A 23926-nucleotide genomic window follows, 5' to 3' on the forward strand; every position below is an offset into this window, starting at 1 on the left:
GCAATGGGAAGGCCCGTCACCGACCGCCTGTGGACGGGGGACGAGAGATCACGCGGGCCGGTCGGCGGCCTCGGCGCCGGGCTCGGGCTCCGCGGCGTTGTAGCGGCGCATCAGGTCGGCGAACGTGCGCCGCTCCTCGAGCGTCCAGTCCGCGACCCGGTCGCCCAGCAGGTCCAGCAACGCAGCCCTGGTCGCGCGGAGGAGGCGCTCCCCTGCCGACGTCACCCGGACGCGCCGGCCCTTGTCGCGCTCGACCAGCCCCCGGCGCATCAGGCCGGCGAGCTGGCGACTCACCGTCGACTTGTCCAGGCCGAAGACCCGGGCGAGCTCCTGGGCCCGAGCACCGTCCGTGGCGTGGACGTGGCCGAGCAGGCTGTACTCGGCGAACGACAGCTCGGGGGCGACCTTCTCGACGGCGCCCCGGGCGCGGCGCCCGTACAACGAGAGCTGGTCGAGGAGCTCCTCGTTCAGCCGCTCCTCGGTGGCCCTCGTGACGGCGGACTTCGCATTGTCGCTCATAAGTTGTATAGTACAACTTCTAAAAGGTTTCACTATGCAACTTCTCCGAAGGGTTTTGATGTTCGTCCCCCACGCCGAGCGCCACGTGCTCCGGCACGTCGCCATCCACCTGTTGGTCCCCCTCTTCCTCGGCACCGGGATGGCCCTGGCCTACCTGGGCGGGTTCCACCAGCCGAGCCCCCACGGCGTCCGCGTCGACGTGGTCGGGACCACCAACGGGGCGAAGGTCCTGGCCCAGTCCCTCCAGGAAGAGGTCGGTGACGCCCTCGACGTCCGCACGGTCGCGACCGCCGACGAGGCGCGCGACCGGATCGAGCACCGCGAGATCGCCGCCGCGCTGGCCTCGAGCCCCGACACCGCCACCCTGCTCTACAGCGATGCCGCCTCCGCGACCACGTCGAGCTCGGTGCTCGCGGTCTTCCAGGCCGTCTCCGAGAAGCAGGGCGTTCGGCTGCAGACCGAGAACGTCGTCCCGGTCGCCGCCGAGGGCGACCCGAGCGGGCAGAGCATGTTCTTCTACGTCGTCGGCCTGACCGTCGGCGCGTACGCCGCGGGCATCGCCATCGGCGCGGCCGGGGCCGGCCTGCGGATCCGCACCCGCGTCGGCCTGGCGGTGGTCGCGTCCGGCGTCCTGAGCCTGCTGGTCACCCTCGTGGCCGGGCCCGTGTACGGCGCGCTGCCCGATCACGTCGGCCAGATCGGCCTGGTCAGCTGGCTCTACACCGCCGGCATCGTCCTGTTCGGCGTCGGCCTGCACCCGTTCCTGGGCCGGCTGACCACACCGACGATGGTCGGCCTGTTCGTGATGCTGAACTTCACCTCGGCCGGCGGCGTCTACGCGCCCGATCTCCAGCCGGGCTTCTTCGGTGCTCTGCACGCGTTCTGGAACGGAGCCGCGCTCAACGAGCTGGGCCGCAACCTGGTCTACTTCCCCGGGCTCGGGGTGGGCCGCGACGTCCTCACCCTCGTGCTGTGGCTGGTCGCCGGTGCCGGACTCGTCGCCGCCGCCGGCCTGACCGAGCGCCGCCGCCGTGGCGCCGAGCACGCCGCCGACCGGTCCGAGGACTCCGTCGAGGAGGAGCTCGAGGAGGTCGTGGTCGCCGGCTGATCCGGCACAGGCCGCGGCGTGATCATCGTCACGGTCCACAACGGCCTTCTGCCGCCCTGCGGACCCCCGACCCTCGCTACGCTCGTCCGGACATACTGCCGGTATGCGGGACCAGAAGGAGCACGCGAGTGATCACGCGGCAGACCAGGATCCAGCTGCTCATCTTCGCCCTCGTGACGATCATCGGTGGTGCGATCGTCGGCGGCCGGTACGCGCAGCTCGACCGCCTCGTGATCGACCGGACGTACGCCGTCGAGGCGCACTTCTCGGACTCCGGCGGCATCTTCACCGGTGCGCCCGTGACGTACCGCGGCATCGAGGTGGGCAGGGTGGGCGCGCTCACCCCCGAGCGTGACGGTGTGAAGGTCGAGCTCGCGATCGAGAACAGCGCGCCGGACATCCCCGACGACCTCGAGGCGCGCGTCGCCACGAAGTCCGCGATCGGCGAGCAGTACGTCGACCTGCTGCCACGGCGCAAGAACGGGCCGTTCCTGGCCGACGGCGCGGTCATCGCGGTCAAGGACACCGCCATCCCGATCTCGTCGGCCCAGCTCCTGATCGACGTGAACGACCTGGTGCGGTCGGTCGACACGGACAGCCTCAGCACCGTGGTCGACGAGCTCGGCCAGGCGTTCGAGGGCACCGGGCAGGACCTCGCGACCATCCTCGACACGTCCGCGGACTTCATCGCCGCCGCGGACGACAACATCGACGTCACCCGCTCCCTCATCCGCGGGTCCGACTCGGTGCTGCAGACGCAGATCGACAAGCAGGGCCAGCTCGGCACCTTCTCCAAGAACCTCGCGGACCTCTCCGACACCCTGGTGGACGCCGATCCCGACCTGCGCCGCCTGCTCGACAAGGGCGGCAGCTCGGCCAGGACGGTGCGCGAGGTCGTGGCCGAGAACTCCGAGGACCTCTCCCGGGTCGTGGTCGACCTGCGCACGGTGACCGAACCGCTGAACGAGAACCTCACCGGGCTGCAGACGATCTTCGTGCAGTACCCGTACCTCCTGCAGGGCACGTTCTCGGTGCTCGACGAGACGCGGCGCGGCAGCAACGAGTGGAACGCCGGCTTCGGGCTCGCGCTCACCGACCTGACCCCCACCTGCACGTACGCCAAGAGCGGCGGCCCCGCGTCCGGCTACCAGCAGCGTCGCCCCGAGGCGGTCGTCAGCGACCGCGAGCTGCCGTCCGACATGGACTGCAAGGTCACCAACAAGATCGCCCGCCAGCCGTCGAAGAGCTCGTTCAACCGCGCTGCCGTGGGCGCGGACGGGTCGTGGGCCGACGCGCTGCTGGCCCCGCTCGTCCGCTGAGGGTCCGTGGCACGATCGGTGCATGACCTGGACCGCGCCGACGCCACCCGCCCTCGCCGACGGACCCACCACGGGTGACGACCGCGCCCTCCTGGAAGGCATGCTCGGCTGGCACCGGTGGACGCTGCTGGACGTCTGCGCGGGCCTGACCGGCGAGCAGCTCGCCTCGCACCCCATCGCGTCGACCAACCTGTCGCTGCTCGGTCTCGTGCGCCACATGGCGAAGGTCGAGCGGATCTGGTTCCGCAAGCGCGTGGCCGAGCAGGACGTCGACCACCTGTACCGGTTCGAGGCCCGGGACGACACGGACTTCAACGACATCGACCCGACGGACGCCGAGCGTGCATACGCGCAGCTCGTCGACGAGCAGGCCGCCGCAGCAAAGGCCGTGGCCGACCTGCCGTTCGACCTGGAGATCCAGAACCACCACGGCACGATGTCCTTGCGCATGGTGCATCTGCACATGGTGCAGGAGTACGCCCGGCACAACGGGCACGCCGACCTGCTCCGCGAGGCGATCGACGGCGTGACCGGACGGTGAGTCGACCGCGAGCGGCGGCAGGCCGACCGGCATCATGAGGGCATGAGGTTCACACGGGTCCTGCTGGTGGCCGCTGCCGCGTCGATGCTCCTGCTGAGCGCGTGCAGCTCCGACGAGCCGGCGACCAAGGCCACCCCCACGACCGCGGCGACGTCCGCGACGCCCACGTCCGCCCCCGCGACGACGCCGTCGTCCTCGCCCGCGACGACGGCCGCACCCACGCCAGCGGCCTCGCCGGCGCCCCAGCCGAGCGGTCCCCCCGCCGAGACTCCCAGGCCGGGCGGACGGCTGCTGGACTACGAGACCGACGACGTGAACGGGGTCAACATCTCGTCGCGCGCCGACACGGCCCGGCTGACCGGCGCCCCGCAGGACTTCAAGACGTTCGTCGTGGCCGAGCTCGCCAAGGCCCAGTCCACGCCCGAACCCGGATGCGCCGAGAAGCCGCAGATCTACGTGTCCCGGGTCGACACGCGCGGCTGGGCTGCCGGGGGCCGCTTCGTCCCGCAGTGCGGCGGCTACGCGACGCTCTGGGCCAAGCCCGGTGGGGCGTGGAAGCGGGTCTGGAGCGGCCAGCAGCTCACCGACTGCGCGACCCTGAAGAAGTACGAGTTCCCGGCCGGCGTGGTCGGCGGCACCTGCCTCGACGGGGACGCCGAGCGTCCCTACACCCCCACGAAGCCCTGACCCGAGCGCCTGCGTAGCCGCAGGCGTTCACAGGCTCCGCACAGGCTGGCCTCAGGTCGGTCTCGTCCGCGCCGCGCACACTGAGCGCATGGCCTCCTCGCTGACCCGCGCAGACGGATCACCCCTGCGCGTCCTCGTCGTCGACGACGAGCTCAACATCGCCGAGCTGCTGCAGATGGCACTGCGGTACGAGGGCTGGGAGGTCCAGGTCGCGCACACGGGACGCAAGGCCGTCGCCATCGCCAAGGACTTCGGGCCGGACGCCATCGTGCTGGACATCATGCTGCCGGACTACGACGGCATGGAGGTGCTGCGCAAGGTCCGGGCGTTCGCTCCGCAGGTCCCGGTGCTGTTCCTGACGGCCCGTGACTCGGTGGAGGACCGCGTGGCCGGCCTCACCGCGGGCGGCGACGACTACGTCACCAAGCCGTTCAGCCTCGAAGAGGTCATCGCCCGTGTGCGGGCGCTGATGCGCCGCGCCGGCGCGATGGACACCCGCCCCGACCACGTCCTCACCGTCGGCGACCTGACACTCGACGAGGACAGCCGCGACGTGTCCCGGGCCGGCGAGCCGATCGAGCTGACCGCGACGGAGTTCGAGCTGCTGCGCTACCTCATGCGCAACCCGCGGCGCGTGCTGTCGAAGGCGCAGATCCTGGACCGCGTCTGGGACTACGACTTCGGCGGCCAGGCCAACGTCGTCGAGCTCTACATCTCGTACCTGCGCAAGAAGATCGACGCCGGGCGCCCGCCGATGATCCACACCAAGCGGGGCGCCGGCTACGTCCTCAAACCGGCGGAGTAGGACGCGTGCGCAGGCTCCTGCCGTCCTCCCTGACCGGGCGGCTCATCCTCACCTCCGTGGCGCTCGTCGCCGTGGTGAGCGTGCTCGTGGCGTTGGCGGCGACCCTGGTCATGCGGTCGTACCTGACCGGCCGGCTCGACGACCAGCTCGAGCAGTCGAAGCAGCGCGCACAGGGCGAGTTCCGCGACAAGGACCCGGGCTTTCGTCCCGACGGCGACGACGGACGGTTCTGCGGCGAGCCCCCTCCCCTGGCGCAGGGCCAGGGCGCGGGCAGCCTGACCGCGATCGTCACGTCCGACTGCTTCGCCGGGCTGGTGATCCCCAGCAGCGGCAAGCCCCGGTCGCTCTCGCGCGGCGCGCTGGAGACGCTGGCCGCGGTCAAGGTGGACCAGCAGCCGCGGACGATCGACGTGCCGGCGCTCGGCTCGTACCGCGTCGTCGCGGCGACGACGGCTCAGGGCAACAAGGTCGTCCAGGCGCTGCCGACCGAGGACGTCGACAGCACGATCTCCAGCCTGATCTGGTGGGAGTCGCTCCTCGCGCTGGCCGGCATCGCCGCCGCGGCGCTGGCTGGGCGCGTCCTCGTGCGCCGGCAGCTGCAGCCGCTGCGTGAGGTGGCGGCGACCGCCCACGAGGTGACCGCGATGCCGCTGTCGTCGGGCGCGGTCGGCGAGATCGTGCGCGTGCCGGGCCGGCTCACGGACCCGACGACCGAGGTCGGGCAGGTCGGCGAGGCGCTCAACCAGCTGCTGGGCCACGTCGAGGCCGCCCTGGATGCCCGGCACCAGAGCGAGCAGCAGGCGCGCCAGTTCCTCGCGGACGCGTCGCACGAGCTGCGCACCCCGCTGTCGACCATCAAGGGGTACGCCGAGCTCGGACGACGGACGGGGCGTGCCGATCCGGACGAGGTGCTCGCGAAGGTCGAGTCCGAGGCCGGTCGCATGTCGACCCTCGTCGAGGACATGCTGCTGCTCGCACGCCTCGACGCGGGGCGTGGCGTCGAGCGCCGGCCGGTCGACCTGACGCGCGTGGTGGTGGAGGCCGTGGACGACGCCCGGGTCGTCGACCCCGAGCGGCGGTGGACGATCGACGTGCCCGCCGAGCCGGTGACCGTCCCCGGCGACGAGCAGCGTCTGCACCAGGCGGTGATGAACCTGCTCACCAACGCGACCCGTCACACCCCACCCCGGACCACGGTCGACGTCCGTGTCGTCGCCGGCGACCCGGTGAGGCTCGAGGTCCATGACGACGGCCCCGGCATCGACCCCGACCTCCTGCCGACGATCTTCGAGCGGTTCACCCGCGGGGACTCCTCGCGTACCCGCGCCTCGGGAGGGGCAGGCCTCGGCATGTCCTTGGTCCGCGCGATCATGCAGGCCCACGGCGGCGACGCCACCGTGACGAGCGTCCCCGGCGACACCACGTTCACCCTGACGCTGCCCGCCGACTGACCCGTTGACGGATTCCCACGGTCCCGTGGGAATCCCACACTCCCCTCGGGTCACAACACGCGGGGAGTGACGAAATCCCACGGTACCGTGGGAAACCGACTTCCGGCGCGGCCCGGCCGCTGCGCAGAGGCAGCGCTGAGAGCGACGCCGGGGCAGGCATCGGTTGTACGGACCCCCCGAATGGACCAAGATCGAGGGACGACGGCACGCACCGCCACCGCCGACCGAACGAAAGTGACCACCATGGCTCAGAAACAGTCCATCCTCGGGCGCATCGGGCAGCTGACCCGCGCCAACATCAACTCCCTGCTCGACAAGGCCGAGGACCCGGAGAAGATGCTCGACCAGATGGTGCGTGACTACACCAGCTCGATCGCCGAGGCGGAGACCGCCGTCGCGCAGACGATCGGCAACCTGCGTCTCGCGGAGGCCGATCACGCCGAGGACGTCGCCGCGGTCAAGGAGTGGGGCGCCAAGGCCCTCGCCGCGTCGCAGAAGGCCGACGCGCTGCGCTCGGCCGGCCAGGCTAGCGAGGCCGACCGGTTCGACGCCCTGGCGAAGGTCGCACTGAGCAAGCAGATCAGCTTCGAGAGCGAGGCCAAGGCAGCCGCCCCGCAGATCGCCGCCCAGAACGAGACCGTCGAGAAGCTCAAGACCGGTCTGATCGGCATGAAGGCGAAGCTCGGCGAGCTGCAGACCAAGCGCGACCAGCTCGTCGCCCGGTCCAAGACCGCCGAGGCGCAGGCCAAGGTGCAGGACGCGGTCAAGTCGATCGACATCCTCGACCCGACCAGCGAGCTGTCCCGCTTCGAGGAGAAGGTGCGCCGCAACGAGGCGCAGGTCGCCGGTCAGGCCGAGCTCGCCTCGTCCAGCCTCGACTCGCAGTTCGAGGAGCTCGAGGCGGCCAGCGCCATGACCGAGGTCGAGGCGCGGCTCGCCGAGCTCAAGGGCATCGGATCGGGCCAGCCCGCCGCCGTCGAGACCCCCGAATGACGCACCCATACCACTCGCAGAGGACGGCAGCATGAAGCTCAACGAGAAGTTCTCCTACAAGGGCGCCGACGTCGAGGCGGTCTACGCCCTGCTCGTGGACCAGGCGTTCCGCACCGAGTCGTGCGCGAACCAGGGCGCGAGCGACTACGAGGTCACCGTCGAGCCGCAAGGGGAGGGTGCGACGGTCACGATCGTGCGCACGCAGCCGGCCGACATGCCCGACTTCGTCAAGAAGCTCACCGGCAGCACCGTCAAGGTCAAGCAGACCGAGGTCTGGAGCGGCCCGGACGCGTCGGGCAACCGGGCCGCCGACGTCAAGGTCAGCATCGTCGGTCAGCCGGCCGAGATGACCGGCAAGGCCAAGCTGTTCGCCAAGGACGACGGATCGGAGTTCACCGTCGACGGCGACGTCAAAGTGTCGATCCCGTTCATCGGCAAGAAGATCGAGCCCGAGGTGGCCAAGGCCATCCGCTCGTCGCTGCGCGAAGAGGTCGAGTACGGGATGGCCCGGCTCTAGACCGGTCGCCCCCTACGACGCCGTGCCCCGCACCTCGCGGAGCACGGCGTCGATCTCTTGGGGCGCGTACCACGCGAGATCGCCGCTGCCGTCGACGTCGAGGTGGAAGGACGCGACGTCCACCAGCCGCACGGGACCGTCCGGGTCGTCGAGCTCGGCCGCAGCCGCCACGGCACCGTGCTCGGCGGCCTCCTCGAGGGCGGCCAGCTCGTCCTCCTCGTCGACCGACGCCGACAAGAACGCCTCGGCGGGCGTGATCGTCTGCCCCGCCTCAAGCGCCGCCAGCTCGTCGACCGTGAGGCCCAGGTAGACCCTCATCGCTTGCCCGGACGCTGGCGGCCCCGCGGCGCACGTGCGCGCCGCCCCTCGATGGTCTCCACGAGCTCGGCCAGCGCGTCCTCGATGCACTGGGCGAGGACGTCGACGTCCGGCACGGTGTCGCGGTCGGCGACGATGCCGAAGAAGACCTGGTGGTGGTAGGACGTCACCCCGATCGACACCGCTCGCCGCCCGCTGAGCGGGATGCACGGGTAGACCTCGGCCACGGCCTTGCCGGCGAGGTACAGCTGGTCCTGCGGCCCCGGGACGTTGGTGATGACGATCTGGTGCCCCCGCCCGGCCTCCGCGTCGGCGACCCGCGCGCCCACGGCGTGGAAGGTCGAGGTCGCGAAGCCCGGCAGGGCAGCGAGCTTGTTGGCCGCGACCGCCGACCCGGTCTCCCGGTGGTCCTTGAGCGCGTACGAGACCTGGTGCAGCCGGACGACGGGGTTCGACTCCCCCACCGGCAGCGACAGCAGGTGCCCACGCACCTTCGAACCGAGCGAGGTCGGCAGGCCGTCCTCGGCCACGACCGACATCGGCACCATGGCCCGGAAGCTCGTCTTGGCGGTGACCGGCGCGGCACGGGTGAGCATCCAGCCGCGGATGCCGCCGGCGATCACCGCCAGGATCACGTCGTTGACCGTGCCGCCGTGCTCCTTGCGGACGCGCCGGAAGTCCTCGAGGTCGGCGGCAAGGGTCGCGAACCGGCGGTGCCGGCTCAGCTCGGTCGACAGGACGCTCTGCGGGGCCTGCGCGTCGCCCCCGATGATCGGCAGCTTGCGGGCGAGCCGTCCGAGGTTGAGCTCGGTGATGCGCAGCGCCTCCCCGGGGCGTCGGAGGTTGCGGCTGATCGACTCCGCGACGAGCCCGGCCGCGTGCGGCTCGGGACGTGCGTTCCACTCCTCGTGCGGGATGTCCCGCTCGTGCGCGGTCTCCTCCAGGAGCACCTGCGCCAGGTCGATCGTCTCCGAGCCGTCGACGAGCGCCTGGTGCGCCTTGAACAGCAGGGCCACGCGACCGCCGGTCAGCCCCTCGATCAGGTAAAGCTCCCACAGCGGGCGGTCGAGGTCGAGGCGGCGGGCGATGAGACGACCGACCAGCTCGTGCAGGGCGTCGACGGTGCCGGGGCGAGGGAGGGCCGATCGGCGGACGTGGAGCGAGATGTCGAAGTGCTCGTCGTCGACCCACATCGGCGTGCCGAGAGCGCCGGGCACCGAACGGGCCACCTGCCGGTAGCGGGGCACGAGGTCGATCCGCTCGTTGATCACCTGGATCAGGCGGTCGTAGTCCAGCGGCACGTCCCCGGGCTCGAGGATCGCCAAGGAGGCGACCTGCCGCGGGACGGTCGGACTGTCCTGCTGCAGGAACATCGCATCCAGCGGGCTCAACCGTTGCATGACCCTCCTCGTGATCTTGTCCAGAGAAGTTACCACCGGGTCACGACTCGGACGTCGCGAGCGAGGCCGTCGACGCGACGCGGTCGAGCACGATCCCCGCCAGGACCTCGACGCGTGCCACGAACGGCGAGGAGGGCGCCGCGTCCCGCGGGGTCCGTCCGCTCATCGCCGCGAGGTCGAGACCCGCCTGGTCGAGCGGCAGGTACGCGGCCGGCTCGATGCCGGTGAGCCGCGAGATCGTCGTCCGGATGTCGCGCTCGCCCCAGCCGAGGGTGGTCCGCACCATGTTGACCGCCAGCACCAGGTCGAGCCCCGGAGCCGTCTCGGACAGGTCGTGCAGCCCGCGCACCAGACGGGCGAGCCCGACCGGGTCGGGGCGACCGACGACGACCGCTAGGTCGGCCTGCTCCAGCACCTGGAGCGTGGTCTGGTTCCTGCTGGCAACGCCGGCCGCGGCACCGGTCTCGAGGGAGAACCCGCAGTCGACCACGACCAGGCCGGCGTGCGCGCGCAGCTGGGCCAGGACGACGTCCAGGGCGCCCGCGCGGACCTGCGGCCACATGTCGGCCCGCGGCAGGCCGGTGAGCAGGCGGAGCCCGGGATCGACGTCGAGGAGGTGGTCGACGACCTCGTGTCCTCGTCCCTGGTTGGCCGCCCGGCAGGCCGCGACGAGTCCCGACACGTCGTCGAGGACGCTGAGCATCTGGCCCTGAGCGCCGCCGTACGTGTCGGCGTCCACCAGGACGGTGTCCACACGCCGCGCCGCAGCGGCCGAGGCCAGGCCCAGTGCGACGGTGCTGCGTCCCGGTGCACCTCCCGGACCCCAGACGGCGACCACCGGCGCGGTCCGGCCCGGCGCGGCCGCGGGCGCGACCGGCGCGTCCCGTGCGACGTCGTCGAGCGCCCCCAGCCGCACCCGACGGACGATGCCCAGCGCCTCGCACCGACCGGCGTCCGCGCCGACGGCGGCGACCCGCACCCCCGCCCGCTCGAGCCGGTGGACCGCGTCGACGTCGAGCCCGGGCAGCTCCGCCGAGACGAGAGCCGCTGCGGCGCGTCCGGTCTGCGCGACCGCGAGCAGGTCGGCCACGTCGACGCATCGGCGCGCCAGCCGCAGGACCGGCGAGCCCTCGACCTCACGGATCGCCGCCGCCTCCCACGAAGCGTCCCCCGCGGCGATCACGACGTCCACGTCACGACACCCGCACGAGCGTGACGTGACCGGCGGCCACGGTGCTGATCACCGTCTGCTGCATCTGCTCCCGGGCGACGTCGACGAGCACGGTCTGCGCGAGCGAGCCGCTGGCGGCGGCCGCCTCGCCGCCGGTCTGGAGCACCCGGACCGACTCAAGCACCCGGACGGCCTTGCCGGTCGGCTCGTCCCCCGGCCCGGGTCCCACCCAGACGTCGACCAGGTCGCCACGGGCCAGGTCGGCCGGTGCCGCGCCGTCGGTGACGCTGAGCGGCAGCTGGCTTCGCGACTGCGTCGACCGGGCGACCAGCGCGTCCTTGCCCACCAGCGACCCCGACGCCATGTCGTGCGCCCACACGAGCTGGTCCAGCGGTGCCGCGAACTCCTCGTCCGTGCGTACGTAGTTGCCGGCGGCACCGCCGGAGAGCCGCACCCGGGTGGGGGTCAGGTCGCCGTCCACGACGGGGTCACCGGGGCGGACGTCCTGCTTGAGCGACCAGTACTCGACCGTGTCGTCACTCGTTGCCGCGAGCCGCGCGCCCAGCACCGTCGCGCCGAGCACCAGCAGCACGCCGAGCACCAGCCGTGGGTCTCGCCACGGTCGGATGCGCAGTCGCGTCGTCGTCCTGCCTGATCGCCCAGGCCCCCGCCAGTTCGTCATGCACTAGGTTCTACCGACCCGGCGCGGCCCCGTAAACCCCCTGTCCCGCTTGTCCACAGCGCTGTCGGACCCCAGGGTGGGGTGACACCCGTCCGTGGGAAACTGGGGACATGCCACCTTCCAGCCCGCGTTTCCTCACGCTGGCTGACGTCGCCGAGATCCTCAACGTCACGGTGCGTCAGGTGTACGCGCTCGTGCGCTCGGGTGACCTGCGTGGCATCCAGATCGGCGGCCGCGGGCAGTGGCGCATCGAGAACGACCAGCTCGAGGACTACATCTCGCGCCAGTACGCCCGGTCGGAGGCCAACGACCTGGTCGAGGCCGACGACGACATCACGTCCGACCACTGACGACGGCCAGAGCGGTCCACGGCACGACCTGCTCGCGCCCTGAGTCGGTGCGCAGCCGGACGAAGTCGCGGCCGACCACGTCCACCACGCCGTCTCGCCGCGTGCCGTCGACGAGGCGCACCAGGACCTCCTCGCCCGCGTCGCGCAGGGCCCGCAGGACCTGACCCCAGCCGAGCCTCGCGCCCACGAGCGTCGGCTCGTCCGCCCGACGCTGTGCCTCGTGCACCCCGGTCACGGCGGCCGTCGCGACGACGTGATCGATCGCGTCACCGCGCAGCCGGATGACCGAGTCGTTGACGAGCGTCACCTCGCCCTCCAGACGGCCCGCTCCGCGGACCTCGACCGCAACCCGGCCGCCGAGGAGGTCGCGCCACGACGTCTCGGCCCAGTCACCATCGCTCAGGTCGCCGACGAGCGCGTCACGCTCCTCCAGCTCGAGCTCGGCGGCCTGCCCCTCGAGGTCAGCGAACAGCCGGTCCCAGCGCACACCGGCACGCTAGCCGATCCCTTGCTCCCACGACAGTGTCCCCAACCGACGACCGACCCGTTGACAGACGCCGCCAAACGGCCTTGTCTGTAATCAAACGTCATCAAACGACCTCAAAGGAGATCGACATGCGGCTGACGCGGACCGGGTGGCTCGTGACGACGCTCGCCGCCGTCAGCACGTACGTCCTGGCTCCCGACGCCCCCGTCTGCGTCCGTGCGCTCACCGGGACGTCCTATCCCGACGCGCTTATCGCGCTCGCCTCGCTGGTCCAGCTCGCCCTGTCGGGCTGGGTGCTGCTGACCGTGCTCCTGAGCGTCGCCGGCCGGTCCTCCCGCATCGCCCGCGCTGTCGCGCCCGCGGCCGTGCGGCGGGCGCTGTTCGTCGGTGCCGTCGGCGCCCTGACGCTGGCCCCCGCTCACGCCGACGAGTTCGCCGCACCGTCCGGGCAGGCGGCACACTCTGTCGACGGGCTGCGCCTGCCGGACCGACCCGCCGCGCCGGGTACGACGGCCCCGACGCCCCGGCGCGCCCACCCGCAGGCCGACCCCGTCGTGGTGCGCGCGGGCGACACGCTCTGGGGCATCGCCGCGCGCTCCCTGCCGAGCGACGCCTCCCCCGCCGACGTCGGCCACGCCGTGGCGCGCTGGCACGCGGCCAACCGCGGCGTCATCGGGCCCGAGCCCGACCTCATCTTCCCCGGTCAACACCTCACTCCGCCCATCGGGAAGGACCACCCATGAAGACCGCCACCGCGCTGCTCTCGCCGACCACGAGCCACCCGTCGTTCACCGAGCCGGTCGAGCCGGCCTCGGGGCAGATCCCGCTGCCGTTCCCGGGCATGACGCCCGTCCTGCCGGTGCCCGTCGAGCGTGGCGACGCCCGGCCGATCCGGGAGCGGGCGGCGCGGTTCATGCAGGCACTGGTCGAGGTGCTCTCGGGTGAGCGTCCCGTGCGCCAGATGGCCGCGTGGATGGCACCTGACGTCTACGCGCAGCTCACGTCACGTCTCAGCGTGCACGCGCGCGTCCCGCTGCGGGCGCGATCGGGGCACGGTGCGCGCATCGTGTCGGTACACGTCGCGATGGTGCACGACGAGGCGGCCGAGGTGGCCGGCCGGATGGTGCACCGCGGTCGCTCCCGGGCGATCGCCGTCCGGCTCGAGCTGCAGACCACCCACCGGGGTGACCGGGTGTGGCGGTGCACCGCGCTCACCTGGGCCTAGCGCCGACACAGCGCTGGGCCTGACGTTTCGACGGACACGCCGTCGGCGGGGTGGTCGAAACGTCAGGCCCAGCGGGGTCAGCGGTTGTTCTTGCGGGACTTGCGCTGCTGCTTGGCCTTCTGCCGCGCCCGGTTCTTGGCGTTGGCGGCCCGCCGCGCCTCGGTCTCGGCGGTGTCCTCCTCGGCGGGGGCGGTCTCACCGCGCACCTCGACGTCGCCGTCCTCGGACGGTGCCGAGTACGACAGCGCCTGCGGGGCGGACTTCACGCCGAGGCCCTTGGCGGTCAGCTGCAGGGCCTCGTCGTCCTCCTCGGCAGCAGGCTCCTCGACCTGCACGTCGAGGTTGAACAAGAACCCGACGGACTCCTCGGCGATGCCCTCCATCATGGCGTTGAAGAGCTCGAAGCCCTCGCGCTGGTACTCGACCAGCGGATCGCGCTGCGAGTACGCCCGCAGGCCGATGCCCTCGCGCAGGTAGTCCATCTCGTAGAGGTGCTCGCGCCACTTGCGGTCCAGCACGCTCAGCACGACGCGGCGCTCGAGCTCGCGCATGACCTCGGAGCCGAGCTCCTCCTCGCGGTTCGCGTACGCGGCGAGGGCGTCCTCGGTGAGCAGCTCCTGGAGCAGCTCACGGCTCAGGCCCTCGCGTCCGCCGACCTCGGCTTCCGCGTCCTCGATCGTGAGACCGACCGGGTAGAGCAGCCCGAGAGCGGTCCACAGCTGGTCGAGGTCCCACTCCTCGGGGAAGCCTTCCGTCGCGCCGGCGACGTACGCCTTGACGACGTCCTGGATCGTCGAGGTGACCCAGTCGTGCATGTTCTCGCCCTCGAGGACCCGACGGCGCTCGGCGTAGATGACCGAGCGCTGGGCGCTCATGACGTCGTCGTACTTCAGGATGTTCTTGCGGGTGTCGAAGTTCTGCGCCTCGACCTGCGACTGCGCCGAGGCGATCGCGCCGGTGACGCGCTTGTTCTCGATCGGCACGTCGTCGGGGATCTTCATGGTCTGCAGGACCCAGTTGACCCAGTCGGCCTTGAACAGGCGCATGAGGTCGTCCTCGAGCGACAGGTAGAACCGGGTCTCGCCCGGGTCGCCCTGACGGCCGGAGCGGCCGCGCAGCTGGTTGTCGATGCGGCGCGACTCGTGCCGCTCGGTGCCGATCACGGCGAGTCCACCCGCGGCGGTGACCGCGTCGTGCTCGTCGGCGACCTGCTGCTCCATCTCCTTCAGGGTCGCGGGCCACGCGGCCTCGTACGCCTCGGAGTCCTCGAGCGGGTCGAGGCCCTTCTTGCGCAGGGCCTGGTCGGCCAGGAACTCGACGCTGCCGCCGAGCATGATGTCGGTGCCACGGCCGGCCATGTTGGTAGCGACGGTCACGGCACCCTTGTGACCGGCCATCGCGACGATCGCGGCCTCGCGGTCGTGCTGCTTGGCGTTGAGCACCTCGTGCGGCACGCCACGCTTCTTGAGCTGCTTGGAGAGTCGCTCGCTCTTCTCCACGCTCGTGGTGCCGACCAGGATCGGCTGCCCCGTGGCGTGGCGCTCGACGATGTCCTCGACCACGGCGTCGAACTTGGCGGCCTCGGTGCGGTAGACGAGGTCGGGCTGGTCGATGCGGGCGACCGGGCGGTTGGTCGGGATCGGGACGACGCCGAGCTTGTAGATCTTGTCGAACTCCGAGGCCTCGGTCATGGCCGTTCCGGTCATGCCGCCGAGCTTGTCGTAGAGGCGGAAGTAGTTCTGCAGCGTGATCGTGGCGAGGGTCTGGTACTCCTCGCGGATGCGCACGCCCTCCTTGGCCTCGATCGCCTGGTGCAGGCCCTCGTTGTAGCGACGCCCGTCGAGGATGCGGCCGGTGTGCTCGTCGACGATCAGGACCTCGCCGTCGATGACGACGTAGTCCTTGTCGTTCTTGAACAGCTCCTTGGCCTTGATCGCGTTGTTGAGGAAGCTGATGAGCGGGGTGTTCACCGCGTCGTAGAGGTTGTCGATGCCGAGCTGGTCCTCGACCCGGTCGATGCCGGCCTCGGTCACCGAGATCGTGCGCTTCTTCTCGTCGACCTCGTAGTGCTCGTCAGCCTTCATGGTGCCGACGATCTTGGCGAACTCGCCGTACCACTTGACCTCGTCCTCGGTCGGGCCGGAGATGATCAGCGGGGTGCGGGCCTCGTCGATGAGGATCGAGTCGACCTCGTCGACGACGGCGAAGTTGTGGCCGCGCTGCACGCACTCGGCGATGTCGTCGGCCATGTTGTCGCGCAGGTAGTCGAAGCCGAACTCGTTGTTCGTGCCGTACGTGATGTCAGCGGCGTACGACTCGCGGCGCTCGCTCGGCGTCATGCTGGGCAGGATCTGGCCGACGGACAGGCCGAGGAAGTGGTGGACACGTCCCATCCACTCGGCGTGGTACTTCGCCAGGTAGTCGTTGACCGTGACGATGTGGACGCCCTTGCCGCTGAGCGCGTTGAGGTACGCCGGCAGCGTCGAGACCAGGGTCTTGCCCTCACCGGTCTTCATCTCGGCGATGTTGCCCAGGTGCAGTGCCGCGCCGCCCATGATCTGCACGTCGAAGTGCCGCTGGCCGAGCACGCGGGACGCCGCCTCGCGGACCGTGGCGAACGCCTCGGGCATGATGTCGTCGAGCGACTCGCCGTCCGCCAGACGGGTGCGGAACTCGTCGGTCATGCCGCGGAGCTCCTCGTCGCTCATCGCGCGGAACTCGTCCTCGAGCGCGTTGACCTGCTTGGCGATGGCCTCGAGCTGCTTGAGGACCTTGCCTTCGCCCATGCGAAGAATCTTGTCGATGACCTTGGGCACGAAATGCACTCCTGAACGGCGGGTACTCGAGATGAGGGTGTGAGCCTTCTCAGTCTAGTGGAGACGCAAGGGCCGCCGTGAGTTCCCCGGCCAGATCACCCTTGACCGGCGGCGCGACGGCCTCGAGCCCGAGCCACCGGGCCAGCAGACGCAGCTCGTCCGCGAGCTCGCTCGCCGTGTGGGGCGGTGCGTGCTGCTCGGCCCACGCGCCCTGGACGAGCAGGGTCGAGGACTGCCGGTCGGCCTTGAGGTCCACCCGGGCGACGAGCCGGTCGCCCAGCAGGAACGGCAGGACGTAGTAGCCGTGCACACGCTTGGCGGCGGGCACGTAGATCTCGATGCGGTAGCGGAAGTCGAACAGCTGCTCGGTCCTGGTCCGCTCGAACACGAGCGGGTCGAACGGGCTCAGCAGCGCCCGCGCGGACACCTTGCGTGGCAGCACGGCGTCGCGGTGCAGGTACGCGGGGCGCCGCCACCCGGCGATCGTGGCGGGCAGCAGCTCACCCGTGGAGAGCAGGTCCTCGATGGCCGCCTTCGTGGGTGCCGGCTCGAGGCGGAAGTAGTCGCGCAGGCACTGGGCCGTCCCGACACCCAGGGCGCGGGCCGCGTGCCCCACGAGGACGCGGTGCGCCTCGGCAGGATCCAGCGCGGGCGCGTCGAGCTGCGCGCGCGGGATGACCCGTTCGGGCAGGTCGTAGACCCGCTCGAAGGCCGCGTTGCGCCGGGCCGCGGTCACGTCACCCTTGTAGAACAGGTACTCCAGGGCCATCTTGACCTCGGACCAGTTCCAGCCCCAGTGGCCGGACTCGCGGGGGGCGTCGTGCTCGATCTCGCGGGCCGTCAGCGGACCCTTCCGAGCGACCTCGTCCAGCACCCACTCGACGAACTCCGGCTTGTCGCGGCCGATGCGGCGCGGTCCGCCCCAGGCGCGGGTCTCCGCGGTGTCCATCCGGAAGCGGAACGCCGGCCAGAGGTCGATGTCGACCATCGCGGCCTCGTGCGCCCAGTACTCGAACAACCGGCGCGGCGCGCGGCCCGCGGCGCGGTGCAGGATCTCGACGTCGTACGGTCCGAGCCGCGAGAACGACGGCATGTACTGCGCGCGTTGGAGCACGTTGACCGAGTCGATCTGGAAGAAGCCCAGACGCTCGATGACCCGCGCCAGGTGGCGTGAGGTGACCTCGCCCGTCAGCCCCGGGCGTGGCCGGGTGAATCCCTGGGCGGCAAGCGTGATCCGCCGGGCCTGCAGGACGGTGAGAGCCTGCGGTGCGCCTGCCGGCGTCACGGAACGTCGTCGACGAGCTTGCTGCGCACGGCGTACATGGCCGCCTCCATGCGCGACTTCATCTGCAGCTTCTCCAAGATGTTGCGGATGTGGTTCTTGACCGTGTTCTCGCTGATGAACAGCTCCTCGGCGATCTCACGGTTGCTGAGCCCCCGCGCCACGTGCCGCAGCACGCCCAGCTCGCGCGGCGTGAGGTTCGTCGCCGGGGCCGGGCTCTTGGACATCTGCACGAACTCGTCGAGCAGCTTGGTCGCCATGCTCGGGCTGATGAGCGACTGCCCCGACGCCACGAGCCGCACCGCCTCGGCCACCTGCTCGTAGGTCGAGCCGTCCTTGAGCAGGTAGCCCGAGGCGCCGCTGCGGATCGACTCGTACAGATCGGACTCGTCGTCACTGGCCGTCAGCATGATGATGCCGGTGGTCGGTGAGATTGCCTTGATCGCCGCGCAGACCTCGACGCCGCTGCGTCCCGGCATCCGCACGTCGAGGAGAACGATGTCGAACGGGTTCTCGCGCACGAGTTCGAGAGCCTTGTCGCCGTCGTCCACCTCTTCGAGCTCGAGGCTGTCGTCAGCCCCGAGCACCATCTTGACTCCGCGTCGGAAGAGCTCCTGATCGTCGACCAAGAGGACGCGGATGCTGTCGCCCCTGGAAGTCACGCGATGATCATGCCACGAGAGGAGGACACAAGTGCGACAGGCTCACTCCGTTACGTCGAGATGGATCACGCCGTAGTCGTAGGCGCGGCGCAGGTAGACCACGCTGGGGCGCATCGAGTCCTTCTCCATGAACAGGTAGAAGTCGTGCCCGACGAGCTCCATCTCGTACATCGCCTGCTCCAACGTCATGGGCGAGCCCTGGTGCGTCTTCTCCCGCACCACGAGCGGGCTGTCACCCTCGACCTGGATGGGCCCGGTCACGCTGGACCCCTCGTCGGGGGTGTCGTTCAGCAGGTCCGTGTCGAGCGGCAGGCCGGCGGTGGCCTCCGCGACGGACTTCGGCCGCTTCTCGCCGTGGTGGACGCGCTTGCGGTCCACCACGCGGCGCAGGCGGGACTCGAGCTTGTCGACCGCGGCGTCCAACGCCGAGTGCTGGTCGGTGGACGTGGCCTCGGCACGGACGGCCGGCCCGCGCGAACGCAGCGTCATCTCGACCTTGGCGGCGGAGTCGCGCTGGCGGGGGTTCTTCTCGTGCGTGACCTCGACCTCGATGCGCAATATCTTCTGGCGTGAGTCGTACTTCTCGATCCGGGAGAGCTTCTCGGCGACGTGCTCCCGGAAGCTCTCGGAGATCTCGCTGTTGCGACCGTTGACGACAATTTCCATGGAAACTCCCTAGTGTCGGTGCACGCTTCACGAGCAGCGCTGCGTCTCATGCCATACCTGTGACGGTAGACCGCCCCATGGGGATTCGCCACTCCGTGTCCATCAACGCGACCGGCTCCCTGGAACCCGAGGCGTGGCCGCGACGACCGACGCGCCGAGAGGACGATGGTGGGCCTCGGTGAGCACGCGCACGGCCTCGGCGACGGTCGCTCCGGTGGTCAGGATGTCGTCGACGACCACCGTCTCGCGGCCCTCGAGAGCGCCCTCGCGGACGAGCCGGAACGCGCCCGCGAGATTGAGCTGACGCTCGGCGGCGCTCAGCCCGGCCTGGTCGCGCGTCGACCGCGCGTACGCCAGCACGGGTGCGACGGACACGTCGGCGCCGATCCCACGCAGCCTGCGCGCGGCCCCCTGCGCGAGCTCGGCGAGCAGGTCACTCCCCCGCTTGCGGCGACTGCGGCGGGACGTCGGGACGGGCACCAGCGCCAACCGTTGCCCGACCGTCAGGTGTGGCACGACAGCACTGGCGAGGTGCAGGTCGAGGACGTCCGTGAGGCGCGTCGAGCCCTCCTCCTTCCAGGCCACGACCACCCGTTTGAGCACGTCGGCGTTCGCTCCCGCGGCCACCGGGACCACCGGCGTGGGACGGCGGAGCGCGACCTGCTCGGGACCCGGCCAGACGGTCCGCGGCGCCGGCCGGATCGCGCTGCCGCACGCGCGGCAGAGCAGCAACGCCGCACCACCACAACCGGCGCACCGCGCGCCGAGCAGCAGGTCAGCGAACGGGACGACGAGCTCTCGCACCCCTCGAGAGTGGCGCCCACGAGGACCGTGCCGCCACGGCCGCCCGGGTCCCTGTGGACATCAGCGACCGAAGGTCAGGCCTGTGACGCCCGTGGCCTGGAGCGGACGCCAGGAGCCGTCCGGCGACTGTGACCACAGCCGTCCCCGGGTGTCCGTGGCGAACAGCCGCGGCACCTCCCCCGGGCCGATCGCCAGGGCGTTCACGGAGCTCGTCGGCAGCGAGGCGCCGCCGCCGTCCAGGTCGTCCGGCGGCTCCGCCCCGTCGATCGCGACCGCGTCGACGGTGGTCCCCCCGGACGTGCTGTCGGCGAGGAACCCGATCGTCGTCTCGGACGCCCACGAGACGGACCGGATGTTCCCGGCCGAGATGGCCACCCGCTGGGCCTCACCGAGTCCGACGAGACGGTCCTTGGCGTCGCGCAGCACCATGCCCACGAAGACCCGGTGGCTGCGGGCGGTAGGGGTCGTGACGGCGTACCGGGTGCCGTCCGGCGAGAGCGAGAACGAGTCGACGTCCAGACGGCGCAGCGGGCGGGCGTCGAGCCGTCGGGCACGACCGCCCTCGACGACACGGACCCGGGGGCCGCCGGACGTCGCGTCGACCAGCCACAGCGTCCCGTCGACGTCCCACTGGGGTGTCAGGAAGTTGGTGCCGGCGATCTGTCGTGCTCCGGCGCCGCTCCTGTCGGTGACGCGCACCAGGTCACGTCCCGGAAGGACGCCCGCGACACCGGCGTCCGAGACGCCGATCAGCTCCGCACCCCGTGCATCGCGTCCCCAGCTCCCGCTCAACCGGGACACCCGTCCGTCCTCGATCTCGACGACCCGGTTGCCGCTGAGCGCGTAGCCGCGGCCCCGTGCCAGGCTCGGCCCGTACCCGCCCCACCCCGATATAGGCTGCACCTCGCGTCCACCGGCCGTCAGCGGCGTCGCGCCGCCGATGATCTGGGCGGCGGTGATGTCGGGCACCTGCCGCAGCGTCCACACCACCTGGGCGGACAGATGGTCGCGCGCGGAGTCGCTCAGCTCCGCGAGGTCGTCCGTGAACTCGACGTCGGCCACGCCGTCGCGGTTGACCGGCACCGACGGGCGCAGCTGGGACAGCGGCGGGAGGTACGTGCGGCTGGCGGGCCCGATCAGTGGGCGCGGGCCGCGGGCCAGGCTCGCCATCAGGTTGGTCGCGAGCTGGTCGCCCACCACCAGGTGGACCGGGTCGGCCACGAGCCGTGTGCCGGCGCGGTCGAAGAAGAACAGGTTGAACGGCCGGAAGTAGTCGGTGAAGAACTTGAGGTTGACCAGCGCACCGTCCTGGGGGTTCGTGATGCGCCACTGTCCTTCCACCAGCTCCAGCGTGTAGGTCACCGACCCACCGCCCGAGCGGGGCGTGTAGTGCCCCTGCCGGTCGAGCGTCGCCTCGTCGGTGAAGCCGAGCCGTACGTCCACGGCCCCGTTCGGCCCGCCCCGGGGATCGTCCAGTCCCGTGGTCGACGGGGCGCGGCCCGACACCACCGGCTTGGAGTAGACCCCCACCCGGCTGGTCGGGTTCCACTCCTCGGCCGCCTCGGGCGTCAGGAACGCGGCGGCCGTGCGCGAGGACGCCGGGAAGGCCAGCATCGCGTCGAGGTAGCCGCGCACGATCTGCTCGGGCGAGGCACCCTGGACCGGTTTGGCCGGCAGGTAGCGGACCGTGCTCTCGCCGAGACCGGTGTCGTCCTGGACCTTGGTGACCGGACCGGTCTGTGGGATGCCCGCGCACGCGGACAGGGCCAGCGCGAGGACGACGAGCAGCCCCGTCACCCGCGCCGCGTGCGAACGGCCGCGTGGGGTGCTCACGCGTACACCGATCCCAGCGGCGCGTTCCGGGCGGAGCCGCCCGGCTTGGGGATCGTCAGGATGAACTCGCTGCCCTCGCCGGGGCGGCCCCAGGCCTGGAGGGTGCCTCCGTGCAGTGCGGCGTCCTCGCGGGAGATCGCCAGGCCGAGGCCCGTGCCGCCCTGCGTCCGTGCGGGGTCGGCGCGCCAGAACCGGTCGAACACGCGCACGCTCTCCTCGCCGGAGAGCCCGACCCCGAAGTCGCGCACCGCGATCGAGACCGCGTCGTCGTTCTGGGCGACCTCGATCTCGATCAGGTCGGACCCGCTGTACTTGGCGGCATTCGCCAGCAGGTTGCGGATGATGCGGTCGACGCGGCGGACGTCGGCCTCGACGACTGCGGGGCGGTCGGTGCCGATGAGCCGCACCTTGATGCCCGCGCGTGCCAGCGCGGGGTCGTCGGCGGCCTGCCGGGCGACCTGCGCGAAGTCGACCGGGTCGAGCTCGAGCTCCGCGGCTCCGGCGTCGAACCGGCTGAGGTCCAGCAGGTCCGAGAGCAGGGACTCGAACCGGTCGAGCTCGCGCTTGAGCAGCTCAGCGGACCGGGCGGTCTGCGGATCCATCTGATCGCGGGAGGAGAAGATGACCTCACTGGCCATATGGACGGTCGTGAGCGGCGTGCGCAGCTCGTGCGAGACGTCGGAGACGAACCGCTGCTGGACCCGGGACAGGTTCTCGAGGCGCCGGATCTGGCTCTGGAGGCTCGCCGCCATCTGGTTGAACGACGTGCTCAGGCGGGCGATGTCGTCCTCGCCGCTGACATGCATCCGCTGCTCGAGGTTGCCGCTCGCATACCGCTCGGCGATGCGACGCGCGAGCCGCACGGGATCGAGCACCTGCCGGGACACGAGCCAGGCCACGCCGCCGACCATCAGCACCATCGCGAGGCCGCCGACCAGGAGGGCCCGCCGCACCAGGTCGAGCGTCTCCTGCTGGTCCTCGAGCGAGAAGAGGTAGAACAACGCGTAGGTGTCGCCGCTGCCGGGCGCCCGCAGCTGGCTGCCCACCACGACCGCGGGCTCGACGTCGGAGGACCCCAGCAGGCTGAGGTCGGAGTAGCGCCAGTACGTCCCGGGCCCGGACCGCACAGCCTTCGCGAGGTCCTCCGGCAGCGATCCCGGCGCGATCGCCGCGGACGACCGCACGGGCACCTGGCCGTCCGAGCTGCCGAGAGGACCCTCGAGGACGAGCTCGTACGTGCGGGTCGCACCACGCGAACGCGTCAACGAGTCGACCATCTGCGTCAGCGTCTGCGCCTGCGTCGCCGGCTCGGTCTCCAGCGAGACGTCGAGCTGGGTCTGCGCGTAGTCGAAGCCCGATCGTGCCTCCGAGATCGCTGCCGTGCGCCGGTCGTCCGCCAGGCCGCCCGCGACGTCGCGGAGCAACGCCCAACCGGTCAGTGCCACGACCAGGGCGCTCAGCAGGATCGTGCTGGTGACGACCCGGGCCTGGATCGAGCGACGCCACATCCGCGCAAGGCTGACCCGCGCGAGGCTGGGCATCAGTCGCTCATCACGCGGTCGGGCTGATCGCCTGGTAGCCGACTCCGCGCACGGTGCGGATGATCTCGGGGTTCTCCGCGTCGTCCTCGATCTTCGACCGCAACCGGGTCATGTGGACGTTGACCAGCTTCGTGTCGCCCGGGTGGTGGTAGCCCCACACCTTCTGCAGGAGGATCTCGCGGGTGAAGACCTGCGACGGGTTGCCGAGCAGGCAGGCGAGCAGGTCGAACTCCAACGGGGTGAGCTCGAGCGGCTCGCCCTTGCGGGTCACGGTGTGGCCGGCCGGGTCGAGCACGATGTCGCCGAACACGAGCGGCTCGGCGAGCTGCTCGGACCGCCGCAGGCGCGCGCGGATGCGGGCGACGAGCTCGGTGTTCTTGAACGGCTTGGTGATGTAGTCGTCCGCACCGGCCTCGAGCCCGGCCACCACGTCCGGGGTGTCGGACTTGGCCGTCAGCATGATGATCGGGACTGCCGACTTCTCCCGGATCTGCCGGCACACGCTCATGCCGTCGAGCCCGGGAAGCATCAGGTCGAGCAGCACCACGTCGGGCTTGAACTGCGCGAACGCTGCCATCACCCGGTCACCCGAGCGGCACACGGCCGCGGTGAGGCCCTCCCCCTCGAGGACGATCGTGAGCATCTCCGCCAGGGAGGCGTCGTCGTCCACGACGAGCACCCGGTCACGCTTCGTTCGTCGGTAGCTCACGCGTCAATAGTACGGAGGCACGAACGCGAACGAGCGCCAG

General features: G+C 71.1%; 25 protein-coding genes. 11 read left to right on the top strand and 14 right to left on the bottom strand.

Translation table 11 applies throughout. The annotated features are described in order from the left end of the window. Positions 1-48 precede the first annotated feature (48 nt). A complete protein-coding gene (locus C3E78_RS12695; protein WP_159085887.1) occupies positions 49-519 on the bottom strand; it encodes a MarR family winged helix-turn-helix transcriptional regulator in 471 nt (156 codons plus the stop codon). Between the two features lie 58 nt (positions 520-577). Here C3E78_RS12695 and C3E78_RS18345 point away from each other — a divergent pair, with 58 nt between their 5' ends. From C3E78_RS18345 to C3E78_RS12735, 8 genes are all read left to right on the top strand, one after another. Further along, complete coding sequence (locus C3E78_RS18345; protein WP_159085888.1) at positions 578-1627, top strand: hypothetical protein; 1050 nt, start codon at positions 578-580, stop codon at positions 1625-1627. Between the two features lie 128 nt (positions 1628-1755). Then, positions 1756-2946: an MCE family protein gene (locus tag C3E78_RS12705; protein ID WP_159085889.1), complete on the top strand. Its 1191-nt coding sequence runs from the start codon at positions 1756-1758 to the stop codon at positions 2944-2946. A 22-nt stretch (positions 2947-2968) separates the two neighbouring features. Next, complete coding sequence (locus C3E78_RS12710) at positions 2969-3487, top strand: DinB family protein (RefSeq protein WP_108578936.1); 519 nt, start codon at positions 2969-2971, stop codon at positions 3485-3487. Positions 3488-3529: 42 nt separating this feature from the next. After that, positions 3530-4174, top strand: a complete 645-nt coding sequence (locus C3E78_RS18350) for a hypothetical protein (RefSeq protein WP_159085890.1) — start codon at positions 3530-3532, stop codon at positions 4172-4174. An 88-nt stretch (positions 4175-4262) separates the two neighbouring features. Continuing rightward, a complete protein-coding gene (locus C3E78_RS12720; RefSeq protein WP_108578938.1) occupies positions 4263-4979 on the top strand; it encodes a response regulator transcription factor in 717 nt (238 codons plus the stop codon). Between the two features lie 5 nt (positions 4980-4984). Then, positions 4985-6430, top strand: coding sequence for a HAMP domain-containing sensor histidine kinase (locus C3E78_RS12725; RefSeq protein WP_108578940.1), 1446 nt, complete (start codon positions 4985-4987; stop codon positions 6428-6430). 243 nt (positions 6431-6673) lie between these two features. Further along, positions 6674-7423: a PspA/IM30 family protein gene (locus C3E78_RS12730; RefSeq protein WP_108578941.1), complete on the top strand. Its 750-nt coding sequence runs from the start codon at positions 6674-6676 to the stop codon at positions 7421-7423. Positions 7424-7454: 31 nt separating this feature from the next. After that, the gene (locus tag C3E78_RS12735) at positions 7455-7940 is read left to right on the top strand and encodes a DUF2505 domain-containing protein (RefSeq protein WP_108578943.1); all 486 of its coding nucleotides are present in this window, start codon (positions 7455-7457) and stop codon (positions 7938-7940) included. A 12-nt stretch (positions 7941-7952) separates the two neighbouring features. On the opposite strand, the gene C3E78_RS12740 is transcribed toward C3E78_RS12735, so the two are convergent. Genes C3E78_RS12740 through C3E78_RS12755 form a run of 4 tightly spaced genes read right to left on the bottom strand, consistent with a single transcriptional unit; the run spans position 7953 to position 11511 of the window. Then, positions 7953-8258: a hypothetical protein gene (locus tag C3E78_RS12740; protein ID WP_108578945.1), complete on the bottom strand. Its 306-nt coding sequence runs from the start codon at positions 8256-8258 to the stop codon at positions 7953-7955. Next, positions 8255-9658: a WS/DGAT/MGAT family O-acyltransferase gene (locus C3E78_RS12745; protein WP_108578948.1), complete on the bottom strand. Its 1404-nt coding sequence runs from the start codon at positions 9656-9658 to the stop codon at positions 8255-8257. The genes C3E78_RS12740 and C3E78_RS12745 overlap by 4 nt, the downstream gene beginning before the upstream one ends. Before the next feature lie 40 nt (positions 9659-9698). Beyond that, a complete protein-coding gene (locus tag C3E78_RS12750; protein ID WP_108578950.1) occupies positions 9699-10850 on the bottom strand; it encodes a CpaE/TadZ family protein in 1152 nt (383 codons plus the stop codon). A 1-nt stretch (position 10851) separates the two neighbouring features. Beyond that, positions 10852-11511, bottom strand: coding sequence for a hypothetical protein (locus C3E78_RS12755; RefSeq protein ID WP_135804808.1), 660 nt, complete (start codon positions 11509-11511; stop codon positions 10852-10854). Between the two features lie 110 nt (positions 11512-11621). On the opposite strand from C3E78_RS12755, the gene C3E78_RS12760 reads away from it, so the two are divergent. Next, entirely contained in the window at positions 11622-11861 is a 240-nt protein-coding gene (locus C3E78_RS12760; RefSeq protein ID WP_108578955.1) for a helix-turn-helix domain-containing protein, read from the top strand. Here the strand turns inward: C3E78_RS12760 and C3E78_RS12765 are convergent. Then, on the bottom strand, positions 11845-12348 hold the full coding sequence (locus C3E78_RS12765) for a hypothetical protein (protein WP_108578957.1): 504 nt from the start codon (positions 12346-12348) through the stop codon (positions 11845-11847). The genes C3E78_RS12760 and C3E78_RS12765 overlap by 17 nt on opposite strands. Positions 12349-12476: 128 nt before the next feature. Here C3E78_RS12765 and C3E78_RS12770 point away from each other — a divergent pair, with 128 nt between their 5' ends. Next, on the top strand, positions 12477-13091 hold the full coding sequence (locus C3E78_RS12770; RefSeq protein ID WP_108578959.1) for a LysM peptidoglycan-binding domain-containing protein: 615 nt from the start codon (positions 12477-12479) through the stop codon (positions 13089-13091). Then, on the top strand, positions 13088-13573 hold the full coding sequence (locus C3E78_RS12775; RefSeq protein WP_108578961.1) for an Rv3235 family protein: 486 nt from the start codon (positions 13088-13090) through the stop codon (positions 13571-13573). The genes C3E78_RS12770 and C3E78_RS12775 overlap by 4 nt, the downstream gene beginning before the upstream one ends. A gap of 77 nt (positions 13574-13650) precedes the next feature. Here C3E78_RS12775 and secA read toward each other — a convergent pair whose 3' ends face one another. From secA to mtrA, 8 genes are all read right to left on the bottom strand, one after another. Next, positions 13651-16389 carry a preprotein translocase subunit SecA gene (gene secA / locus C3E78_RS12780; RefSeq protein WP_108578963.1) on the bottom strand — a complete coding sequence of 913 codons (2739 nt, stop codon included), beginning with the start codon at positions 16387-16389 and terminating at the stop codon, positions 13651-13653. Between the two features lie 49 nt (positions 16390-16438). Beyond that, positions 16439-17674: a winged helix-turn-helix domain-containing protein gene (locus C3E78_RS12785; protein WP_108578965.1), complete on the bottom strand. Its 1236-nt coding sequence runs from the start codon at positions 17672-17674 to the stop codon at positions 16439-16441. After that, positions 17671-18333, bottom strand: a complete 663-nt coding sequence (locus C3E78_RS12790) for a response regulator (protein WP_235833616.1) — start codon at positions 18331-18333, stop codon at positions 17671-17673. Before C3E78_RS12790 ends, C3E78_RS12785 begins: the two co-directional genes overlap by 4 nt. Positions 18334-18375: 42 nt before the next feature. After that, complete coding sequence (gene hpf, locus C3E78_RS12795) at positions 18376-18999, bottom strand: ribosome hibernation-promoting factor, HPF/YfiA family (protein WP_108578967.1); 624 nt, start codon at positions 18997-18999, stop codon at positions 18376-18378. Between the two features lie 102 nt (positions 19000-19101). After that, on the bottom strand, positions 19102-19803 hold the full coding sequence (locus C3E78_RS12800) for a ComF family protein (protein ID WP_108578969.1): 702 nt from the start codon (positions 19801-19803) through the stop codon (positions 19102-19104). A 60-nt stretch (positions 19804-19863) separates the two neighbouring features. After that, on the bottom strand, positions 19864-21636 hold the full coding sequence (locus C3E78_RS12805) for an LpqB family beta-propeller domain-containing protein (RefSeq protein WP_135804809.1): 1773 nt from the start codon (positions 21634-21636) through the stop codon (positions 19864-19866). After that, on the bottom strand, positions 21633-23177 hold the full coding sequence (gene mtrB, locus C3E78_RS12810; protein ID WP_108578973.1) for an MtrAB system histidine kinase MtrB: 1545 nt from the start codon (positions 23175-23177) through the stop codon (positions 21633-21635). The genes C3E78_RS12805 and mtrB overlap by 4 nt, the downstream gene beginning before the upstream one ends. Before the next feature lie 10 nt (positions 23178-23187). Continuing rightward, the gene (gene mtrA / locus C3E78_RS12815) at positions 23188-23886 is read right to left on the bottom strand and encodes an MtrAB system response regulator MtrA (protein ID WP_268916151.1); all 699 of its coding nucleotides are present in this window, start codon (positions 23884-23886) and stop codon (positions 23188-23190) included. Positions 23887-23926: the final 40 nt, after the last annotated feature.

It is taken from the genome of Aeromicrobium chenweiae (assembly GCF_003065605.1).
Taxonomy (GTDB): domain Bacteria; phylum Actinomycetota; class Actinomycetes; order Propionibacteriales; family Nocardioidaceae; genus Aeromicrobium; species Aeromicrobium chenweiae.

What these genes read in the sequence shown, in the direction of transcription:
- C3E78_RS12695 (WP_159085887.1), bottom strand. Translation starts at nt 519, where the DNA reads ATGAGCGACAATGCGAAGTCCGCCGTCACGAGGGCCACCGAGGAGCGG.
- C3E78_RS18345 (WP_159085888.1), top strand. Translation starts at nt 578, where the DNA reads ATGTTCGTCCCCCACGCCGAGCGCCACGTGCTCCGGCACGTCGCCATC.
- C3E78_RS12710 (WP_108578936.1), top strand. Translation starts at nt 2,969, where the DNA reads ATGACCTGGACCGCGCCGACGCCACCCGCCCTCGCCGACGGACCCACC.
- C3E78_RS18350 (WP_159085890.1), top strand. Translation starts at nt 3,530, where the DNA reads ATGAGGTTCACACGGGTCCTGCTGGTGGCCGCTGCCGCGTCGATGCTC.
- C3E78_RS12720 (WP_108578938.1), top strand. Translation starts at nt 4,263, where the DNA reads ATGGCCTCCTCGCTGACCCGCGCAGACGGATCACCCCTGCGCGTCCTC.
- C3E78_RS12730 (WP_108578941.1), top strand. Translation starts at nt 6,674, where the DNA reads ATGGCTCAGAAACAGTCCATCCTCGGGCGCATCGGGCAGCTGACCCGC.
- C3E78_RS12735 (WP_108578943.1), top strand. Translation starts at nt 7,455, where the DNA reads ATGAAGCTCAACGAGAAGTTCTCCTACAAGGGCGCCGACGTCGAGGCG.
- C3E78_RS12740 (WP_108578945.1), bottom strand. Translation starts at nt 8,258, where the DNA reads ATGAGGGTCTACCTGGGCCTCACGGTCGACGAGCTGGCGGCGCTTGAG.
- C3E78_RS12745 (WP_108578948.1), bottom strand. Translation starts at nt 9,658, where the DNA reads ATGCAACGGTTGAGCCCGCTGGATGCGATGTTCCTGCAGCAGGACAGT.
- C3E78_RS12755 (WP_135804808.1), bottom strand. Translation starts at nt 11,511, where the DNA reads ATGACGAACTGGCGGGGGCCTGGGCGATCAGGCAGGACGACGACGCGA.
- C3E78_RS12760 (WP_108578955.1), top strand. Translation starts at nt 11,622, where the DNA reads ATGCCACCTTCCAGCCCGCGTTTCCTCACGCTGGCTGACGTCGCCGAG.
- C3E78_RS12770 (WP_108578959.1), top strand. Translation starts at nt 12,477, where the DNA reads ATGCGGCTGACGCGGACCGGGTGGCTCGTGACGACGCTCGCCGCCGTC.
- C3E78_RS12775 (WP_108578961.1), top strand. Translation starts at nt 13,088, where the DNA reads ATGAAGACCGCCACCGCGCTGCTCTCGCCGACCACGAGCCACCCGTCG.
- hpf (WP_108578967.1), bottom strand. Translation starts at nt 18,999, where the DNA reads ATGGAAATTGTCGTCAACGGTCGCAACAGCGAGATCTCCGAGAGCTTC.
- mtrB (WP_108578973.1), bottom strand. Translation starts at nt 23,177, where the DNA reads ATGCCCAGCCTCGCGCGGGTCAGCCTTGCGCGGATGTGGCGTCGCTCG.